The organism is Deltaproteobacteria bacterium (assembly GCA_020848745.1).
GTDB lineage: Bacteria > Desulfobacterota > Binatia > UTPRO1 > UTPRO1 > UTPRO1.
Genome location: JADLHM010000047.1, coordinates 24,757 through 42,956, shown reverse-complemented (window position 1 = coordinate 42,956; position 18,200 = coordinate 24,757). Strand labels below are relative to the sequence as shown.

The following is an 18,200-nucleotide window of genomic DNA, read 5'->3' as shown; positions in this document are numbered from 1 at the left end:
GTTGACCCGACGGCGGCACCTTCCCACTCCCTGATCCGTCCGCCGCGCGCGGCGTGCGCGCACCGGCCGAGCGCGCTAAGGTGCCCGCGACATGGGTCATCGCGTCACGCTCCTTCCGGGAGACGGCATCGGGCCGGAGGTAGCGGACGCGGCGCGCGCCGTGATCGACGCAACGGGTGTCCGGATCGAGTGGACGGAGCGCGCCGCCGGGCTGCCGGCGATCGAGCACGAGGGCGATCCGCTCCCCGAGTCGGTCTTCGCCGCGATCCGCGAGACCGGGACGGCGCTGAAAGGCCCCGTGACGACACCGATCGGCGGCGGCTTCCAGAGCGTGAACGTGCGCCTCAGAAAGGCGCTCGACCTCTACGCGAGCGTACGGCCGGTGCGCACGCTGCCGGGCGTCCCGACCCGCCACGAGCGGGTCGATCTCGTCATCATCCGCGAGAACACCGAGGGCCTCTACGCCGGGCTCGAGCACGAGGTCGTGCCGGGGGTGATCGAGACCCTCAAGGTCTTCACCGAGCAAGCGTGCCTCCGGATCGCGGAGTACGCCTTCATGCTCGCGCGCCGCGACGGCCGGCGCAAAGTCACCGCCGCGCACAAGGCCTCGATCATGAAGATGACGGACGGGCTCTTCCTCGACTGCTGCCGCGTGGTCGCGGCGCGCCACCCCGACGTCGGCTACGAGGAGATCGCGGTCGACACCCTCTGCATGCAGCTCGTCCTCGATCCGACCCGCTTCGACGTCGTCCTGCTCGAGAACCTCTACGGCGACATCGTATCGGACCTGTGCTCCGGACTGGTCGGCGGACTCGGCGTCGTGCCGGGGGCGAACGTCGGCACGCACGCGGCGGTCTTCGAGGCGGTGCACGGGAGCGCGCCCGACATCGCCGGCAAGAACCTCGCGAACCCGCTGGCGCTGATCCTCTCCGGCGCCCTCATGCTGCAGCACCTCGGCGAGCACGCGGCCGCGCGGCGCGTCGTCGACGCGACGAGCTCCGTGCTCGCCGCGGGCCGCGTCCGGACGCGCGACCTCGGCGGGCGCGCGGGGACGACCGACGTCCGCGACGCGATCGTCGCCGCGCTGCGGGAAGCGACGACGTGAGCGCCGAGCGCACGGTGACGCTCATCCCCGGCGACGGCGCCGGCCCGGCGCTCGCCGACGCCGTCGCGCGGATCTTCGCGGCCGCCGCCGTGCCGGTCGCGTGGGAGCGCGTCGCGGCCGGCGACGAGGCGCTCCGCCGGCAGGGCGCGGCGATCCCGGCCGAGCTCGTCGGTTCAGTGTTGCGGACGCGCGTCGCCTTGAAGGGCCACCTCGCCGCCAGGCTCGGCGAGACGCAGGAGAACCCGAACGTCGCGCTCCGCAAGATGCTCGACCTCTACGCCAACGTGCGCTCGGTGAAGAGCTTCCCCGGCCGCGCCTCGCGGTATCCCGACCTCGACCTCATCGTCGTCCGCGAGAGCACCGAGGGCGAGTACGCCGGCATCGAGCACCGGGTGGTGCCCGGCGTCGTCGAAAGCATCAAGGTCACGACCGCGCAGGCGTGCACGCGGATCGCGCGTTTCGCGTTCGCGCACGCGGCGGCCGCCGGCCGGAAGAAGGTGACGGCCGTCCACAAGGCCAACATCATGAAACGCTCGGACGGCCTCTTCCTCGACTGCTGCCGCGCCGTCGCGAAGGACCATCCCGCGATCGCCCTCCAGGAGCTGATCGTCGACAACACCTGCATGCAGCTCGTCATGAACCCCTACCAGTTCGACGTGATGGTGATGCAGAACTTCTACGGCGACCTCGTGTCGGACCTCTGCGCCGGGCTCGCGGGCGGGCTCGGCGTGGTGCCGAGCGCGAGCTTCGGCGACGACCTCGCCGTCTTCGAGGCGATCTACGAGGACGAGCCCGAGCTCGCGGCGCGCGACGGCGCGAATCCGATGATGCTGCTGGTGTCGGCGCTCGCCATGCTGCGCCACCTCGGGCTCGGCGCGCATGCCGATCGCATCACCGCCGCGACGGCGGCGGTGCTCCGCGAGGGCACCCGGGTGACGCGCGACCTCGGCGGAACGGCGGGCACGATCGCGATGGCCGACGCCATCGTCGCGCGCCTCTGAAACGACCGCGATGACCGCCTACGACGCGCTCCTCCTCGTCTCGTTCGGCGGCCCCGAGCGTCCCGAGGACGTGATGCCCTTCCTCGAGAACGTCACGCGCGGCCGCGGTATCCCGCGCGAGCGACTCGCGATCGTCGGCGAGCGCTATCGTCACCTCGGCGGACGGAGCCCGCTCAACGACCAGAACCGCGCGCTCATCGCCGCGCTCCGCGCCGACTTCGCGGCGCACGGCATCGACCTCCCGATCTTCTTCGGGAACCGCAACTGGCACCCGCTGCTCGCCGACGCGGTCGGCGAGATGCAGGCGGCCGGCGTGCGCCGCGCCCTCGCCTTCGTCACGTCGGCCCACAGCTCCTACTCAGGATGCCGGCAGTACCTCGAGGACATCGCGCGCGCCCGGGAGGCGGTCGCCGACGCGCCGACGATCGAGCCGCTCCGGCGCTTCTTCAACCACCCGGGCTTCGTCGAGGCCACGTCCGAATGCGTCCGCGCGGCATGGGAACGACTGCGCGGGGAGCTCGCGCCCGGCGCCCGGGACACCGCGCGCCTCGTCTTCACGGCGCACAGCGTGCCGCGCTCCATGGCCGACGGCTGCGCCTACGAGCGCGAGCTCCGCGCGAACGCCGCGCTCGTCGCCGAGCGTCTCGGACACGTCCGCTGGGACCTCGCCTGGCAGAGCCGCAGCGGGCCGCCGCAGGTTCCCTGGCTCGAGCCCGACGTGCTCGACCACGTCCGCGCGCTCCACGCGGCGGGCGTGTCCGGCATCGTGATCGCTCCGATCGGCTTCCTCTCGGACCACGTCGAGGTGCTCTACGACCTCGACGTCGAAGCGCGGCGCTTCTGCGACGATCTCGGCCTCGCGATGGTCCGCGCCGCCACCGTCGGCACGCATCCGAGCTTCGTCGCCTGCGTCCGCGAGCTCGTGCTCGAGCGCTTGCGCGGCGCGCCGCCCCGGAGCGTCGGTCCGCTGCCGCCGAGTCCCGACGTCTGCCCCCCCGATTGCTGTCCGGCGCCCGCTCACCCGGACGCGTCGAGATAGCGCCGCGCCTCGTCGGTCACCGCGTAGACGAGCATCGGAACGAGGTTCCGCGTCGATTCGATTTCCGGGCGGCCGACGGGCCAGCCGAGGTAGCTGAGCCCGCGCGCCATCAGGAGATCGGGGAGCAGCTCGAGATCGGCCTCCGGGAACGGCCGCAGCTCGCGATAGCCCTCGAGATAGCCGGCGAGGGCATCGTCGAAGCCGCCCGCCATTTGCAAGGTGTAGAGGGAGGTCGCGACCTCGAAGCCGATCCACGACCAGCCGAAGTCGTCGAAGTCGATCACACGGGTCGTCGCGCCGTCGACGAGGATGTTGTCGGGAACCAGGTCGCCGTGGATCAACACGTCGGCCGGCCGCGCTGCGAGGCGCGCGCGGACGCGGTCGCGCGCCGCGAGGAGGATCGGCATCTCCTCGGCGCCGATGGCGTCGAGCTCCCAGAAGCGGCCGAAGGTCGGGTCGTCGCCGACGAGGGTGGCGACGTTCCATGCGGGCCGGCTGAAGCGCGCGGGCTTCGGCCACGCGGCGGCGTGCGCGTGCATGCGTGCGGCGAGCCCGCCGACGGTCCGATAGAGCGTCCTGAGGCCGGCGGCGTCCGCGGCGACGCCGGCCTCGAGCGTTCCCGGAGGCTTCCCCGGCACCCATGTCATGAGGTCGCACTGGCGCGGCTCGGGGACGCCGGCGGCGCTGACCGTCGTGAGCCACTCGCCGGTGCGCGTCGCGATGGCGGCCGGCGTCGGGATGCCGTCGGCGTCGAGCGCGCGCATCCACGCGAGCTCGGAACGGATGTCGTCGTCGCTCCGGTAGCGCGGCCGGTGGACGCGCAGGATCGCGCGCCCGCCGTCCGCGGTCGTCACGAGGAACACCGCGTTTTCGCGGTACTTCACGAGCTCGACCCGCGGCGCCGCGAGATCCCAGGACGCGAGCGCGCGGGTCGCGAGCCCGGCGAGCCGCGCGACCTGCTCGTCGGTCGCAAGCGCCGCGAAGGCCGCCGAAGCCGTCGTCACGCGCGCTCGCGCTCCACGTCGCCGAGTGCGAGGTCGAGGCGCGCGAGCAACTCGTCGCAGTACGCGTCGTCGACGAGGAGCCCGACCTTGAACTGCAGGACCGACGGCGCGAAGCCCGAGAACATCGCCCACACGCCGCGCGGATAGAGCGCGCGCGAGAGCTGCATGCCGCCGAGCTCGCTCGCCGTCTCGAGACCGATCACGACGCCGCGCTGGCGGACGCCGACCAGGAACGGATGCCGAGCGCGGAGATCGGCGAGCCCCGCCGCGACCCGCTCGGCCGTACGCCGCACGCCGGCGAGCACCGCGGGGTCCGAGCAGAGATCGAGTACGCGGGACGCGACCCGGCAGCCGAGCTCGGCGCCGCCGAAGGTCGAGACGTAGCCCCAGCCCTGCTCGCCGAGCCACGCACCCGCCCGCCGGGTCATCACGACCGCCGCGATCGGATAGAGCCCGCCCGAGAGGCCCTTGCCCGTGACCAGCAGATCGGGATCGACGCCGAACCCTTCGACGCCCCAGAGATCGCCGGTCCGCCCGAGGCCGGTCTGCACCTCGTCGGCGACGTAGAGCGTCCCGTACCGTTCGCAGAGCGCCTTCACCCCGGCGAGGTAGCCGTCGGAAGGCACGGGGAAGCCGTAGGTCGCCGGCAGCGTCTCCATGAGCACGCCCGCGACGTCGCCGGGCGCGAGCACGCGGTCCATCGCGTCGAGGTCGTCGAACGGGACCGTCAGGAACTCGCTCGGGTCGTCGGAGAGGAAGTAGCGCGCCATGTCGTCGCGGCCGGCGGCGGCCCCGAGACCGGCGCGGCCGTGAAAGGCCTCCTCGAGGGCGACGATCTTCCGCCGGCCGGTCGCGCGCCGCGCCACCCGGATCGCGAGGTCGTTCGCCTCGCTGCCCGAGGGCACGAATACCGAGTAGTGGAGATCACCGGGGGTCAGCCGCGCGAGCTTCTCCGCGAGCTCGCCGCGCGCCTCGGACGGAAAGTGGTGGTTGCCGACGTCGAGCGTCTCGAGATCGGCGCGCAGCGTTGCGACGAGCTCCGGATGACGGTGGCCGAGATTGTAGGTGCCGCCATTCAGGTGCAGGTCGAAGAGCTCGTGCCCGTCGAGATCCCAGATGCGGTAGCCCTCGCGCCGCCCGATCACGAGCGGAACGCCAAGATTCTCCCAGGCCGCGACGCGGGCCGGCATGAGGTACTCGCGGCAGAGCTCCCGGGCACGGCGCTTGCGGTCCGACGGCGACGGTGGATCGGCGGCCATCCACTCTCCTTGCCACGGCGGCGCGTTTCGCGAAACCGGCCGCCGATGACGCGCAGGGCCGGCGCTATCGCAGTAACCCGCGCAAACCCGCGGCCACCTTGCCCGCCATCCGACCGACGCCCGCATCGTCGCGGAGCAGCCCGTTGTTGACCTCGAGCTCGACGTAGCGGAGCCCGTGGCGCGCGCCGTGGACGCGCGCCGAGTAGATGAGGCCGTCGAGCCCGGAATAGGGCTCGTTGTGGCGGACGACGAGACCCGTCGCGGCGAGCGCGTCGGCGAGCGTACCGGCGAGGCCGACGTGGTCGTCGTAGAGCACGCCGACCTCGAGCGCGCGCCGCCGGCCACGGAGCTCCGGCGTGAACGTGTGCACGCTCACGAGAACCGTCGAAGCCGCCCCCATCCGGAGCACCTCGTCGACGGCCGCGTGGTACGGCGCGTGCCAGCGCGTGATCCGGTCGGCGCGCGCGGCCGTATCGAGCGCGTGGTTTCCGGGCACCGCGACCCCGTGCGTCTCCTCGACGATGAGGTCGTGGTCGTGGAGGTCGCGGTTGCAGTCGACGACGAGCCGAGAGCAGCCGCTCTCGACGACCGGCGCCGCGAACTCGGCCGCGAGAGCGCGCGCGAGCGCTGCGGCCCCGATGTCCCAGGCCACGTGCTCCGCGAGCGCGGCCGGGCCGAGGCCGAGGGCGGCGTACTCGTCGGGCACCGCCGCCGACGCATGCTCGACGGTGAACACGAACGGGGCGCGCCTCTCGCCGGGACGGACGTGGAACGGGGCGTGCGGCACGCGGCTTCGTACTACGACGCACCGTACCGCGCCATCGAGCGCGCTCTCTCGTCCCGGCCGGCCCGGAGCGCGGTTCGGGCCGACCTCCCGGACCACGGCCGCACGATTCCGCCCGCCCCGCTGGCACCACCCGCGCGCGTCGCGCTAAAGACGGCCCGACCATGCACGTCCACTTCGGAGCCATCTGGGAAGCCGTCGCCGACGCGACGCCCGACGCCCCCGCGGTCGTCCACGGCACGCGCCGCATCTCGTGGCGCGACTACGAGCTCCGCGCCGCTCGCCTCGCGCGGGCGCTCCTCGACGCCGGGCTCGGGCCGCACAGCAAGGTCGGGATGTACCTCTACAACTCGCCCGAGTACTGCGAGACGAACTTCGCCGCGATGAAGATCCGCGGCATCCCGATCAACGTGAACTACCGTTACCTCGACGAGGAGCTCGCGTACCTGATCGACAACTCCGACATGGAGGCGCTCGTCTTCCACTCGTCGCTCGCCGATCGCGTCGCGGCGGTGCGCCCGCGCGCGCCGCGCGTGAAGCTCTTCGTCGAGGTCGACGACGGGCCCGCGGCGGCAGGCGCGGTGCGCGTCGAGGGCGCCGTGTCCTACGAAGCGATCCAATCGAGCGTCGCGCCCGCCGCGCGCATCGCGCCGCGGGGCGACGAGATCTACATGCTCTACACCGGCGGCACGACCGGCATGCCGAAGGGCGTGATGTACTCGATGGCCGACTTCGCCGGATTCTTCCTCAAGACCTACCCGTCGATGATCGGGCAGCCGAAGATCCCGGACGCCGCGCTCCTGCCCGAGATCGCCAGGAAGACGCGCGCCGACGGTACCGCGTGGGTGAGCATGTCGGGACCGCCGCTCATGCACGGCACCGGCTGCTGGCTCGGCATGATGGTGCCGCACATGCTCGGCGGCACCGCGGTGCTGCTCGAGGGCAAGTCGCTCGACCCGGTCGAGCTCTGGTCGGTCGTGGAGCGCGAGCGTGTGAACCTCGTCGTGGTGGTCGGCGACGCCTTCGCGAAGCCGCTGCTGCGTACGCTCGGCGAACGGCCCGGGCGTTTCGAGCTCTCCTGCCTCCGGCTGATGGTGTCGTCGGGCACGATGTTCTCGCTCGAGGTGAAGCAGGGGCTGGTGCGGCACATGCCCGGGCTCACGATCGTCGACGTGCTCGGCTCGACCGAGGGCGGCATGGGGCAGTCGACGGTGCGCGCCGGCACGACCGCCGAGACCGCGCGCTTCAAGCTGAACCCGACGACCAAGGTCTTCACCGAGGACGGCCGCGAGGTCGCGCCGGGGTCGGGCGAGATCGGACTGGTCGCCAACGGCGGCATGGTGCCGCTCGGCTACTACAAGGATCCCGAGAAGTCGGCAGGCACCTTCCGCGAGGTGGACGGCGTCCGCTACGCGTTTCCCGGCGACATGGCGACCGTCGAAGCCGACGGCCGCATCACGCTGCTCGGCCGCGGCTCGAACTGCATCAACACGGGCGGCGAGAAGGTCTTCCCGGAAGAGGTCGAAGAGGCGCTGAAGACGCACCCGGCGGTCGAGGACTCGCTGGTCTTCGGCGTCCCGGACGAGCGCTTCGGACAGCGCGTGGTCGGCATCGCCGCGCTTGCCGCCGGCGCCACCGACACGCCGGCCGCGATCCTCGCCGAGACCAAGCGCCATCTCGCCCACTACAAGATCCCGAAGGATCTGCTCGTCGTCGAGCGCGTGCCGCGCGCCCCGAACGGCAAGCCCGATTACGCGACGGCGAAGCGCATCTTCGAGTCGACCCCGCGCTAGCCGACGGCCGCCGCCGCGTTGAGCGCGATCGGCGCCGCGGCACATCGCGCCGCGCCGGCCGCTACTTCCCGGCGCCGAGGCGGAGCGGCTCGGTCTCGCTGACCGTCCACCCGCTCGTCGCCTTCACGTAGGCAGCGTCGACGCCGTCGCGCGGCAGGCAGCCGGCGCGCGCGCGCACGACCTTTTCCATCGCACCGACCGGGAGCGTCGTCACCTTCGGCGCCGGAATCGGCGCCTGCGCGCTGCCGCCGACGAGGGGCTCGACGACGCCGCGCACGGCGTTCTCCGAGAGATGCACCGGCCCGGCGCCCTTCAAGCGCAGCGCCGCGTGCGGCTTCCCGCCGATCGACCGCGCGTGCGGCGAGAGCGCGAAGAGCGCGCCGACGACGTTACCCGTCGCGCCGTCCTCGAAACGGCTCCCCCACTCGCCCCAGTCCTCGACGATGACGTTCCGGACATCGGCGACGATCGTGCCCGAGATGATCGGGCTCCGGATCGCGTTCTTCATGAGCCAGTCATGGTGCAGCGAGATGTTGTCGGTGCCGGCGTACTTGCAATAGATCCCGCGCGTCGCGCCCGCGACCAGGCTGTATTGCACCGTCACGTCGTGGGCGCCGTAGCCGATCGAGATGCCGTCGTCGCGGGCGCCAGTCGACGACACGTGGGTCACGACCACGCGGTAGGCCTCGGGTCCGTCGACCCGCAGGTTATCGTCGCCGTTGCGCAGACGCAGATCGCGGACGATCACGTCGTTCGTCCGGATGTCGACGATCGCCGAGCCTTCTTTCATGGCCGAGCCGTCGAGCGTCGCTCCACCGCCCTCGATCGTGAGGTGCGGCCTGCCGAGGATCGGAAGCTTCTTTTCGATACGGATCGGCGTCGTGACCGCGAAGCGGATGATCGCGTTCCCGCTCGCGGCCGCGTCGGCGAAGGCGGCGCGCACGGCGTCTTCCGTGGGCTCGCCGATGGTGATCACGCGACCGCCCGCGCCGCCCGTGGTCTCGGCGCCGAAGCCTTCGAGCGGCTCGCGGCCCGCGGGCGGCAGCGAGCTCGGCAGGAGTCCGAGGCGCGAGCACGCCGGTAGCACGAAGGTCAGCAGCGCGAGCGTCACGGCGAGCCGGGTGCGCACGCGCGCCACCATAGCGCCGACGCGGCCGTCGTACAGCCCCGGAAGCTTGCGCCCCCCGGTCGCGAGGGGCACAGTGCACCCTCTGGGGAGGATCCGATGACGACGCAATCCGATGCCTTCGGCGCCCGCGCCCGCCTCGCGGGATCCGGCCTCGCGGTCGACTACTACCGTCTCGGCGCGCTCGCGAAGGAGAGCGGGGTCGCGCTCGACCGCCTGCCCGTGACGGTCAAGATCCTGCTCGAGAACGTCCTCCGGCATCAGGACAAGCCCTTCGCCAACGCCGCCGACGTGCTGGCGCTGGCGCGCTGGAATCCCGCCGCCGCCGTCGAGGCGAACGAGCTGCCGTTCCTGCCCTCGCGCGTCGTGCTGCAGGACTTCACGGGCGTGCCGGCCGTCGTCGACCTCGCGGCCATGCGCGACGCGGTCGCGCGCGCCGGCGGCAATCCCGAGCGCATCAACCCGCTCGTCCCCGCCGACCTCGTGATCGACCACTCCGTGCAGGTCGACTTCTTCGGGTCGAAGGAGGCCTTCGCCGAGAACGTGAAGCGCGAGTACGAGCGGAACCGCGAGCGCTACCTCCTCCTGCGCTGGGGCCAGAAGGCCTTCGAGAACTTCCGCGTCGTGCCGCCCAGCACCGGCATCGTCCACCAGGTGAACCTCGAGTACCTCGCGAGCGTCGTCGACGTCCGCAGCGAGACCGGCGGCGCGTTCGCCTTCCCCGACACGCTCGTCGGCACCGATTCGCACACCACGATGATCAACGGCCTCGGCGTCCTCGGCTGGGGGGTCGGCGGCATCGAGGCCGAGGCGGTCCTGCTCGGCCAGCCGCTCTACCAACTGCTGCCGGTCGTCGTCGGCTGCGATCTCACGGGGCAGCTCCCTCCGGGGACGACCGCGACCGACCTCGTGCTCACGCTGACGCAGGTGCTCCGCACGCACGGCGTCGTCGGCAAGTTCGTCGAGTTTTTCGGCGCCGGGTGCGCCGACCTCGGCCTCGCCGACCGCGCGACCCTCTCCAACATGGCGCCGGAGTACGGCGCGACCGCCGGCCTCTTTCCGGTCGACGACGAGACCCTCCGCTACCTCCGCGCGACCGGACGCGACACGGCGCGCGTCGACCTCGTCGAGCGCTACTGCAAGGAACAGGGGCTCTTCCGGACGGCGGCGACGGCCGCGCCGACGTTCTCGGAGATCGTGACCCTCGACCTCTCGACCGTCGAGCCGAGCCTCGCCGGCCCGCGCCGCCCGCAGGACCGCGTCCCGCTCGGCGGCGTGCGGCAGAGCTTCCGGGGCGCGTACGAGAAGCGGCTCGCCTCCGGCGCCGGCAAGGGCGCGCCGATCACGAGGGGCGGCGACACCGCGACGCTCACGCACGGCGGCGTCGTCATCGCGGCGATCACGAGCTGCACCAACACGTCGAACCCCTCGGTCATGCTCGCCGCGGGGCTTCTCGCCGAGAAGGCGGTGGCGCGCGGGCTCACGCCGAAGCCGTACGTGAAGACGAGCCTGGCGCCCGGCTCGCGCGTCGTGACCGAGTATCTCCGCGACGCGGGCGTGCTCGGCTCGCTCGAGGCGCTCAAGTTCGACCTCGTCGGCTACGGCTGTACGACGTGCATCGGCAACAGCGGTCCGCTGCCCGATGCCGTCGCAGCAGCCGTCAAGGACAACGACCTGGTCGTCGCGGCGGTGCTCTCCGGCAACCGCAACTTCGAGGGCCGCATCCACCCGCAGGTGCGGGCCGCGTATCTCGCGTCGCCGCCGCTCGTCGTGGCCTACGCGCTCGCCGGCAGCGTCGACGCCGACCTCACGAAGGAGCCGCTCGGCACCGGCAAGGACGGGAAGCCCGTCTTCCTGAAGGACGTCTGGCCGACGAACGCCGAGGTGCGAGAGGCGATGGCGCGCGCGGTCACGCCCGAGCTCTTCCGCAAGACCTACGCCGAGGTTTTCACCGGCGACCCGACCTGGCAGAGCCTGCCGGTGCCGGAGGGCAACCTCTACGCCTGGGAGCCCGACTCGACCTACATCCAGGAGCCGTCCTTCTTCGCCGATCTCCCGCCGACGCCGCAGCCGCTCGCCGACATCGCGGGCGCGCGCGTCCTCGCGATGCTCGGCGACTCGGTCACCACCGACCACATCTCGCCCGCCGGCTCGATCCCGAAGGACGGCCCCGCCGGCCTCTTCCTCGTCGAGCATGGCGTCGAACCGCGCGACTTCAACAGCTTCGGGGCGCGCCGCGGCAACCACCAGGTGATGGTGCGGGGCACGTTCGGGAACGTCCGTCTCCGCAATGAGCTCGTCGGCGGCAAGGAAGGCGACTGGACGCTGCACCTCCCCGACGGCGTCGAGATGCGGATCTTCCAGGCCTCCGAGAAGTACCGCGCGGCGGGCACGCCGCTCGTGATCGTCGCCGGCAAGGAGTACGGGTCGGGAAGCTCGCGCGACTGGGCCGCCAAGGGCACGCTGCTGCTCGGCGTGAAGGCGGTGATCGCCGAGAGCTACGAGCGCATCCACCGCAGCAACCTCGTCGGCATGGGCGTCGTGCCGCTGCAATTCGAGGCGGGCCAGAGCCGGACGACGCTCGGGCTCGACGGTCTCGAGGTCTATGCCATCGAGGGTCTCGGCGCCCTGACCCCCCGCAAGAAGCTCACCGTCCGCGCCCGTCGCGCCGACGGCAGCGCGATCGTCTTCACGGCGATCGCGCGCGTCGACAGCCCGATCGAGGTCGACTACCTGCGCCACGGCGGCATCCTGCAGATGGTGCTGCGCAACATGGCGCGGGGCTGAGAGGCGCCGATCGTTCCGACGCGCCCTACCGGCCGCGCAGGCGGCGCCCGGTCCACGCGGTGGCGAGCAGAACGCAGAGGACCGCGACCGCCGCCTGCCCCGGCGGAAGGTCGCGGTCGTTTGCCACCACGAACCCCGTGATCGCCGCGACGAGCCCGACGAGCGGGCTCACCCAGAGCATCTGGCCAACCTCACGGCAGAGCTGCTTCGCGACGAGCGCCGGCAGCACCAGGAAGCCGAAGCTGAACACGACGCCGGAGACGTGGATCGCGAGACCCATGGCGACACCGAGCGCGATCGCGAGCGCGCGATGCCACGTCCCGATGCGGAGCCCGACGGCGCTCGCCATCTCGGGGTCCATGAGCACCAGCCGGAGCGGCGCGCTCCACGTCGCGGCCGCGGCTGCCGTCACAGCGAACAGGACCGTGAGGAGGGCGACGTCCACGGCGCTCGCGCCGATGATGGTGCTCGCGAGGAGGCGATTGATCTCGTCCATCCCGTGCGGACTGTGCGCGAGGAGGAGCACCGCGAAGGAGCTTCCGGTGAGGAACACCCAACCGGTGAGCGCCTCGGGGCTCTCGCCGCGCGGGTGCGCCGTCGCGGTCGCGAGCGCGCCCGCGACGGCGAAGACTCCGCCGACGAGGGTGTGCGTCCAGTCGTCGTCGCACCAGGCGCACCAGGCGAGCACCGGCAGGCCGCCGACCGAGACCGCGACGGCGATCCCGAGCACCGACGCCTGCGCGACGGCGGCGCCGAAGAAGATCTGGTCGCGCGTCACGACGACCACGCCGAGGAGCGCCAGCAGGAGCGCGATCGAGCACCCGGCAAGGTAGGCGTCGTGGAAGAGCGGCCACGAGGCGACGAAGCTCGCGATCACGCGATCGCCCCCAACGCCGCCGGCACGGCGACCCCATATGCGCGCTCGAGCCGTGCACGCGTCAGAACCGCAGCGGCCGGCCCGCTCTCGACGCCGCCGTCGTGAAAGAGCGCCACGTGCGTCGCATGGCGGCCGACGCTGCCGAGATCGTGGGAGACGTGGACGAGCGTCACGCCGTAATCGCGATTGATCACGTCGAGGAGGGCGAGCAGCCGCTCCTCGGCCGCGAGATCGAGCCCGGCCTCGGGCTCGTCGAGCACGAGCAGGGTCGGGCGACGGACGAGAGCGCGCGCGAGCATGACGCGTTGCCGTTGCCCTCCCGAGAGCGCCCAGAAGTCGTCGAGGGCGCGCCCGGCAAGATCGACCTGCTCGAGCGCGTGCGCAACGCGCGCCGCCGCTTCTTCGCCTGTCACGCGGATCCCGACGAGCCCGAGCGCCACCTGCTCGCGGACCGTCGTCGGCACCGACGGGTCGACCACGCTCCGCTGCGGCACGAACGCCCAGCGTTGTCGGGGCGCGCGCACCGGATCGACCCACAGTTCGCCCGCCGCCGGCCGGACCATACCGAAGAGCGCGCGGGTGAAGGTGCTCTTGCCCGAACCGTTCGGCCCGACGAGGAACCAGTACTCGCCGGCGCGGATCTCGAGCTGCACGTCCCGCAACACGACGGCGCCGCCGTAGCCGAGGGCCAGATCGACGGCGCGCACCAACGGGTCGGCGCCGCTCACGGCTTCAGCCCCTCGGCGACCTGCCGGACGTCGTAGTCTATGAAGGCCACGTAGTCCTCCGTCCCGGGCCGCGCCCCCGCCTGATTCGCCATCGCCAGCACCTTGGCACCGGTCTCGCCGGCAACGAAGCGGGCATGGCGCGGGTCGTAGTAGGCCGAGGCGAGCACCACGCGAATCCCTTCGCGCCTCACGAGCGCGATGACGTCGGCCAGGTGCTTCGTCGTCGGCGGGATGCCGGGCTTCGGCTCGAGGTGGGCGGCGACGACGAGCCCGAACCGGCGCGCGAAGTACGGCCACATGGGATGATCGTCGATCACCTTGGCGCCGAAGTCGTGGGCGAGCACCCCGAGCCAACCGCCGAGATCCTTCTCCTCCCCCTGACTGCGGAGGAATTCGAGGAGCTTCCCGTGCTCGGCGAGGAGCGCGAGCTTCTCGACGTCGTACTTCTCGGTGAGCCCGGCGCCGACGAGACCGACGGCGACGCGCCGCCGGAAGGCGGCGAGCCGTTCGTCGAAGCCCGTCTGCCCGGCCGGGCGGAGTGCCGCGAGCCTGTCCCGCACCGCGGCCGCGACCCGCATCCCGTTCACGGGATCGAGCAGATAATGCGGATTGCCGTACGGGTGCACGTCGCCCATCGAGCGGTCGACGGCTCCCGTCGGAACGTCGATCGGCGTGATCGTGGCCGAGGCGTCGAGGAAGCCGGCGCCTCCGGGCAGCACCGCGGCGTTCCGCGCGTTCTTCACGAGCAACGGAAGCCAGCCGATCTCGAGATCCATGCCGACCTGAACCAGCAGCTCGCAGGCGTTCAACGACTTGATGAGGCTCGGACGCGCCGGTGTGAAATGCGGGTCTTCGGTCGGTTTGGTGAAGACCTCGACGGCCACCTGGTCGCCACCGACCTCGCGGACGATGGCGCCGAGCTCGGGCACCGTCGCACAGACGGCGAGCAGTTGCTCGGCCCGAGCGGACGACGCGACGGCCGGGAGCAGTGCCGCCGCCGCGACGATTACGATCGCTCCATGCATGGTCCGTCTCCTCAGTACTGATGCGCCGGGTGCGCGCCGTAGAGCACCTCGAAGCCAAGCCAGACACTGTGCGCGTCCTTCTCGGAGAGGAACTCGGCGTGGTCGAAGTCGTATTGCAGCCGGATGCGCGCATACTCGGATGGCTGCCAGATGATGAGCGGCGCGACGCGATGGCGATCGTCACGGCGCGGATCGTTCTGTCGGCCGTCGACGCTGGCGCCGCTGCCACCCGCGTACTCGTACCGGAGCCCAGCGGCCCACTGATAGTGAAAGCCCCAGAGCGCCTGCGCGTAGAGGCCCCAGTCGCGAAGCGTATCGCCCGCGAGGTCGGCGTTCGGATCCTCGGGATCGACGTAGGCGGCGGCACGGTAGTCGCGCCGCATGATCTCGCTCTGCCACGTCACGAAGGGCCAGCCGCGGAAGTGGTCGGGCGGCTGCCACTTCCACACCATGTCGGTGCCGTAGAGATAGGTGCGGCCGTCGCCGCCCGTCGCGTTCGGGCCGAAGAGGCCAGAGAAGCCGAGCTGCGTCGTCACGCCGCCGCTCCAGTTCCAGGCGTTCTTCCAGCGGGCCAGATACAGGAGGTCCTTCATGCTGCCGGTGTTCGTCTTCTCGGCCGGGCGGCCGCCAATCGCCTCGTCGCCCATGAAGCTCGGCGTCGTGTGCTCCTCGTTCGCGTTCTGGACGCCCACCTGGAATTCGGCGAACCAGGGCAGCGGCGAGAGCCAGGCGAGCCGCGCGCCCGGCGACCGCAATCCTTCGCCGCCGAACATGCGGGTGACGACGATCGGCTGGTCGATCCAGTCCCAGGCGTGCGAGTGGGTCGGGTTGATGCGCCCGAACTCGGTCAGAAAGTAGCCGCCCTCGAGCTGCAGGTTCCACGGCAGCGACGTCGAGGTGAAGAACGCCTCCTCGAGCTCGACGTGGTCGGGGCTGAGGACGACGTGCGCCTCGGCGGTGAAGTAGGGGTCGACGGCACCCGTGAAGGACAGCTCGGCTTGTTGGAGCGTGAAGCCGCGCCGCTGCGGGTCGTGGTCCCCGCCCTCGAGCTCCTCGACCTCGTGGTCGGGCACGGTCGAGCCCCCAGCGGCCAGCATCGTATCGAACGACACGTCGAGGAGCTTGATCTCGGCCGACCCGATCCTGCGAGCGACGAGCGCCGGCGACGATACGGGCGCGGCGGGCGCACTCGGCTCCGTCGCGAGCGCACCGACGGCGCGGTCGAGGGCGCTCGCGGCGGCGGCCGGCGACGGCAACGCCGCGGGCTGCGGCATCCCTTGGGCGTCCCGCAAGCGCTGCACCTCGGTCTCGAGCGCGTCGATCTCGCGTTGGCGCTCGGCGTCGCGCCGGCGGAGCTCGTCGATCTCGCGCCGCAGCGACTCCAGGTCGTCGGCGGCGCGCACCCGTGCCGGTGCGAGCGTCGCGGCCAATGCGGCCGCGACCACGCCGGCGATCCAGCGGTGGTGAATCTTCATCGGTTCCTCCAATGACGAAGCAAGGCGTCGCGATCCGCGCGACGCGTCTCGGGTCTAGGTCGAGACGGAGAGCGTTCGCTTCAGGAGGCGCTGGGAGGACCGCGCGGAGCGGCGAAATCACGGACGGCGACGGCGAGCGCCGTCTCTGAATCCGGGACGGACGGCGTGACGCCGAGGGTCGGAGCCGGCAACGCCAGCGCCGTCGACGGCACCGACGAGCGGGCGTCGATCTGGGCCCGACAGAGCGGACAGCTCGACGGCGCGTGCCGATGCGCGTCGCCGTCGGAGCTCGGAAGGGTCGTCGCGGCGAGAGCGGCGGGACGGCGCTCGCCGCACGCCGGAATCGCGAGCTCACGCACGGTTGGCGCCTTGTTCGCGAGCGGGGCGGCATGAACGTGCGGGAAGATCGCCTGTCCGAGGAGCGCCGAGACCGCGATCAGGGCCGCCGCAAGTCCCATCCGGGCGGCGCGAGATCGTTTCGACGTGAGCGACACGAGCGTTCGGGCTTACCAGCCGGAACCCGACCCCGGCAACACTGTGCCCGTTCGCATGGCGGCCGCTCGACGGACCGGGCGCACGCCGCATCGGATCGCATGGACAATGTCATACGAGCGCGCCTGCGAGCGCGCCTGCGAAGCCTTCTGACGCGCCTCGTCCAGCGCCCGACCACATGCCCTAATATGGCGCGCCGCCTCGGATTTTTGCTTGCATCCCGGAATTTTTCGTGTACAAGCGCCCGGAGCCGTTTGGGACTGGCAGAGCCGTGGACCGGCCCGGTAGCGTTCGTGGGGTGGGCGGAAGGTCGACGGGGGTTCAGGGGGTGCAATGACGAACGCATGGGAAAACGGGTGGCTCCGCCGAGGCGGTCCGCACATCCTGCTCCCGCTGGTCGCGATGCTGGTCAGTGGCTGCTTCCACGTCGGTCCGAGTGCGAAGCAGGCGATGACGAGCGCCGCGCCGGGAGCGGCGGCCGGGGCCCGGGCGAACGCGAAGCCGGACGTGCCATCGGCCTTGGGTGACGTCGAGAACCCGGCCGTCCAGAGCCGCGTCACGGCCTTCCAGACCCATCTACGCGGCTTCTTCGACGGCGCCCTCACCCGGGGGGCCAAGTATCTGCCGTCCATGCGCGACATCCTCGTGCGCGAGGGCCTGCCCGCCGAGCTCGCGTACCTGCCCCTCATCGAGAGCGGATACCGGCCCCAGGCGGTGTCTCCGGCGGGCGCCGCCGGTCCGTGGCAGTTCATTCCGGCTACCGGACGGCGCTACGGGCTCCGCATCGATTCGCTCGTCGACGAGCGTCGCGACCCCATCAAGTCGACGCAGGCCGCGTCGGCGTACCTGAAGGATCTGCACGGAATGTTCGGCGACTGGGAGCTCTCGCTCGCCGCCTACAACACGGGTGAGTACCGGGTCGCCCGCATCCTCGCGAACAAAGACGTCGACGACTACTGGGACATGCGCGAGCGCGGCTACCTGCCGAGCGAGACGTCGGCGTACGTGCCGAAGTTCCTCGCCGCGGTGCAGATCGCGATGGCGCCAGAGGATTACGGCTTCGAGACCCCGACCGATCACACACCCGAGCACTACGAGATGGTCGACGTCGACCGTATGGTATCGCTACGCGCCGCCGCCGAGCTCTGCGGCGTCACGGCGAGCGAGCTCGCCGAGCTGAACCCGGCGCTCCGAAGCGGCATCACGCCGAGCGGCTACTCGTTGCGCGTCCCTGCCGGCAAGGCGGAGCCGCTGCGCATCGGCCTCGCAACCTACGTCGAGCCGGTGCACCCACGCCGCCAGGTGGTGCGAAGCGCCCGCGGCGGACGGAACGGACGGAGCATCGCCAAGGGCAGCCGCAGCACCGCGGTCGCGCAGGGCAAACGGAGCGCGACGCAGATCGCGCGCACGGCGCCGCGGCGCTACCAGCGCGGCCGCCGCGACGTACAGACCGCGCACACGCGATCGGCGACGGTCCGCGAGGCGAAGGTCGACACGCGCAGACGCGTCATCGAGCGGGGGAAGCCGCCGGCGCGCCAGGCCGCAACGAAGCCCGCGAAGTCCGGACCGAGCGCCAAGTCCACGAAACCCGCGAAGAAGGCCGCGTCCGGCAAACGGCGCGGCTGAGGTAGCGACATTCGTTGACGGTCTGCGGGTCTGCCCGTAGGCGCACGACCGTGCTCCTTTTGACCATTTACAGTTGACT

At 71.7% G+C, this 18,200-nt stretch carries 15 protein-coding genes; 6 read left to right on the top strand and 9 right to left on the bottom strand.

Annotation, left to right across the window (positions count from 1 at the left end):
* Positions 1-91 precede the first annotated feature (91 nt).
* The 3 genes from IT293_06390 to IT293_06380 are packed head-to-tail and all read left to right on the top strand — an operon-like array spanning position 92 to position 3,145.
* Positions 92-1,105, top strand: coding sequence for an NAD-dependent isocitrate dehydrogenase (locus tag IT293_06390; protein ID MCC6764273.1), 1,014 nt, complete (start codon positions 92-94; stop codon positions 1,103-1,105).
* Entirely contained in the window at positions 1,102-2,106 is a 1,005-nt protein-coding gene (locus IT293_06385) for an NAD-dependent isocitrate dehydrogenase (GenBank protein MCC6764272.1), read from the top strand. The genes IT293_06390 and IT293_06385 overlap by 4 nt, the downstream gene beginning before the upstream one ends.
* Positions 2,107-2,116: 10 nt before the next feature.
* Positions 2,117-3,145, top strand: a complete 1,029-nt coding sequence (locus IT293_06380) for a ferrochelatase (protein ID MCC6764271.1) — start codon at positions 2,117-2,119, stop codon at positions 3,143-3,145.
* Here the strand turns inward: IT293_06380 and IT293_06375 are convergent.
* From IT293_06375 to IT293_06365, 3 genes are all read right to left on the bottom strand, one after another.
* Positions 3,124-4,149, bottom strand: coding sequence for a phosphotransferase (locus IT293_06375; protein MCC6764270.1), 1,026 nt, complete (start codon positions 4,147-4,149; stop codon positions 3,124-3,126). The genes IT293_06380 and IT293_06375 overlap by 22 nt on opposite strands.
* Positions 4,146-5,408: an aspartate aminotransferase family protein gene (locus IT293_06370; protein MCC6764269.1), complete on the bottom strand. Its 1,263-nt coding sequence runs from the start codon at positions 5,406-5,408 to the stop codon at positions 4,146-4,148. The genes IT293_06375 and IT293_06370 overlap by 4 nt, the downstream gene beginning before the upstream one ends.
* 64 nt (positions 5,409-5,472) lie before the next feature.
* Entirely contained in the window at positions 5,473-6,195 is a 723-nt protein-coding gene (locus tag IT293_06365; GenBank protein MCC6764268.1) for an N-formylglutamate amidohydrolase, read from the bottom strand.
* Positions 6,196-6,356: 161 nt separating this feature from the next.
* Here IT293_06365 and IT293_06360 point away from each other — a divergent pair, with 161 nt between their 5' ends.
* Entirely contained in the window at positions 6,357-7,985 is a 1,629-nt protein-coding gene (locus IT293_06360) for an AMP-binding protein (protein MCC6764267.1), read from the top strand.
* A 61-nt stretch (positions 7,986-8,046) separates the two neighbouring features.
* On the opposite strand, the gene IT293_06355 is transcribed toward IT293_06360, so the two are convergent.
* Positions 8,047-9,186 carry a hypothetical protein gene (locus IT293_06355; GenBank protein MCC6764266.1) on the bottom strand — a complete coding sequence of 380 codons (1,140 nt, stop codon included), beginning with the start codon at positions 9,184-9,186 and terminating at the stop codon, positions 8,047-8,049.
* 24 nt (positions 9,187-9,210) lie between these two features.
* On the opposite strand from IT293_06355, the gene acnA reads away from it, so the two are divergent.
* Positions 9,211-11,898 (top strand): aconitate hydratase AcnA, encoded by a 2,688-nt coding sequence (gene acnA / locus IT293_06350; protein MCC6764265.1) that lies wholly within the window; start codon positions 9,211-9,213, stop codon positions 11,896-11,898.
* A gap of 25 nt (positions 11,899-11,923) precedes the next feature.
* On the opposite strand, the gene IT293_06345 is transcribed toward acnA, so the two are convergent.
* From IT293_06345 to IT293_06325, 5 genes are all read right to left on the bottom strand, one after another.
* The gene (locus IT293_06345; GenBank protein ID MCC6764264.1) at positions 11,924-12,775 is read right to left on the bottom strand and encodes a metal ABC transporter permease; all 852 of its coding nucleotides are present in this window, start codon (positions 12,773-12,775) and stop codon (positions 11,924-11,926) included.
* A complete protein-coding gene (locus tag IT293_06340) occupies positions 12,772-13,503 on the bottom strand; it encodes a metal ABC transporter ATP-binding protein (protein MCC6764263.1) in 732 nt (243 codons plus the stop codon). Before IT293_06340 ends, IT293_06345 begins: the two co-directional genes overlap by 4 nt.
* Positions 13,500-14,528, bottom strand: a complete 1,029-nt coding sequence (locus IT293_06335; GenBank protein MCC6764262.1) for a zinc ABC transporter substrate-binding protein — start codon at positions 14,526-14,528, stop codon at positions 13,500-13,502. Before IT293_06335 ends, IT293_06340 begins: the two co-directional genes overlap by 4 nt.
* 11 nt (positions 14,529-14,539) lie before the next feature.
* On the bottom strand, positions 14,540-16,003 hold the full coding sequence (locus IT293_06330; protein MCC6764261.1) for a hypothetical protein: 1,464 nt from the start codon (positions 16,001-16,003) through the stop codon (positions 14,540-14,542).
* A gap of 80 nt (positions 16,004-16,083) precedes the next feature.
* Positions 16,084-16,461, bottom strand: a complete 378-nt coding sequence (locus IT293_06325; GenBank protein MCC6764260.1) for a hypothetical protein — start codon at positions 16,459-16,461, stop codon at positions 16,084-16,086.
* Positions 16,462-16,828: 367 nt separating this feature from the next.
* Between IT293_06325 and IT293_06320 the strand changes: the two genes are divergently transcribed.
* A complete protein-coding gene (locus IT293_06320; GenBank protein MCC6764259.1) occupies positions 16,829-18,121 on the top strand; it encodes a lytic transglycosylase domain-containing protein in 1,293 nt (430 codons plus the stop codon).
* The last annotated feature ends 79 nt before the right edge of the window (positions 18,122-18,200 follow it).

What these genes read in the sequence shown, in the direction of transcription:
- IT293_06390 (MCC6764273.1), top strand. Translation starts at nt 92, where the DNA reads ATGGGTCATCGCGTCACGCTCCTTCCGGGAGACGGCATCGGGCCGGAG.
- IT293_06380 (MCC6764271.1), top strand. Translation starts at nt 2,117, where the DNA reads ATGACCGCCTACGACGCGCTCCTCCTCGTCTCGTTCGGCGGCCCCGAG.
- IT293_06370 (MCC6764269.1), bottom strand. Translation starts at nt 5,408, where the DNA reads ATGGCCGCCGATCCACCGTCGCCGTCGGACCGCAAGCGCCGTGCCCGG.
- IT293_06360 (MCC6764267.1), top strand. Translation starts at nt 6,357, where the DNA reads ATGCACGTCCACTTCGGAGCCATCTGGGAAGCCGTCGCCGACGCGACG.
- acnA (MCC6764265.1), top strand. Translation starts at nt 9,211, where the DNA reads ATGACGACGCAATCCGATGCCTTCGGCGCCCGCGCCCGCCTCGCGGGA.
- IT293_06335 (MCC6764262.1), bottom strand. Translation starts at nt 14,528, where the DNA reads ATGCATGGAGCGATCGTAATCGTCGCGGCGGCGGCACTGCTCCCGGCC.
- IT293_06330 (MCC6764261.1), bottom strand. Translation starts at nt 16,003, where the DNA reads ATGAAGATTCACCACCGCTGGATCGCCGGCGTGGTCGCGGCCGCATTG.
- IT293_06325 (MCC6764260.1), bottom strand. Translation starts at nt 16,461, where the DNA reads ATGGGACTTGCGGCGGCCCTGATCGCGGTCTCGGCGCTCCTCGGACAG.
- IT293_06320 (MCC6764259.1), top strand. Translation starts at nt 16,829, where the DNA reads ATGACGAACGCATGGGAAAACGGGTGGCTCCGCCGAGGCGGTCCGCAC.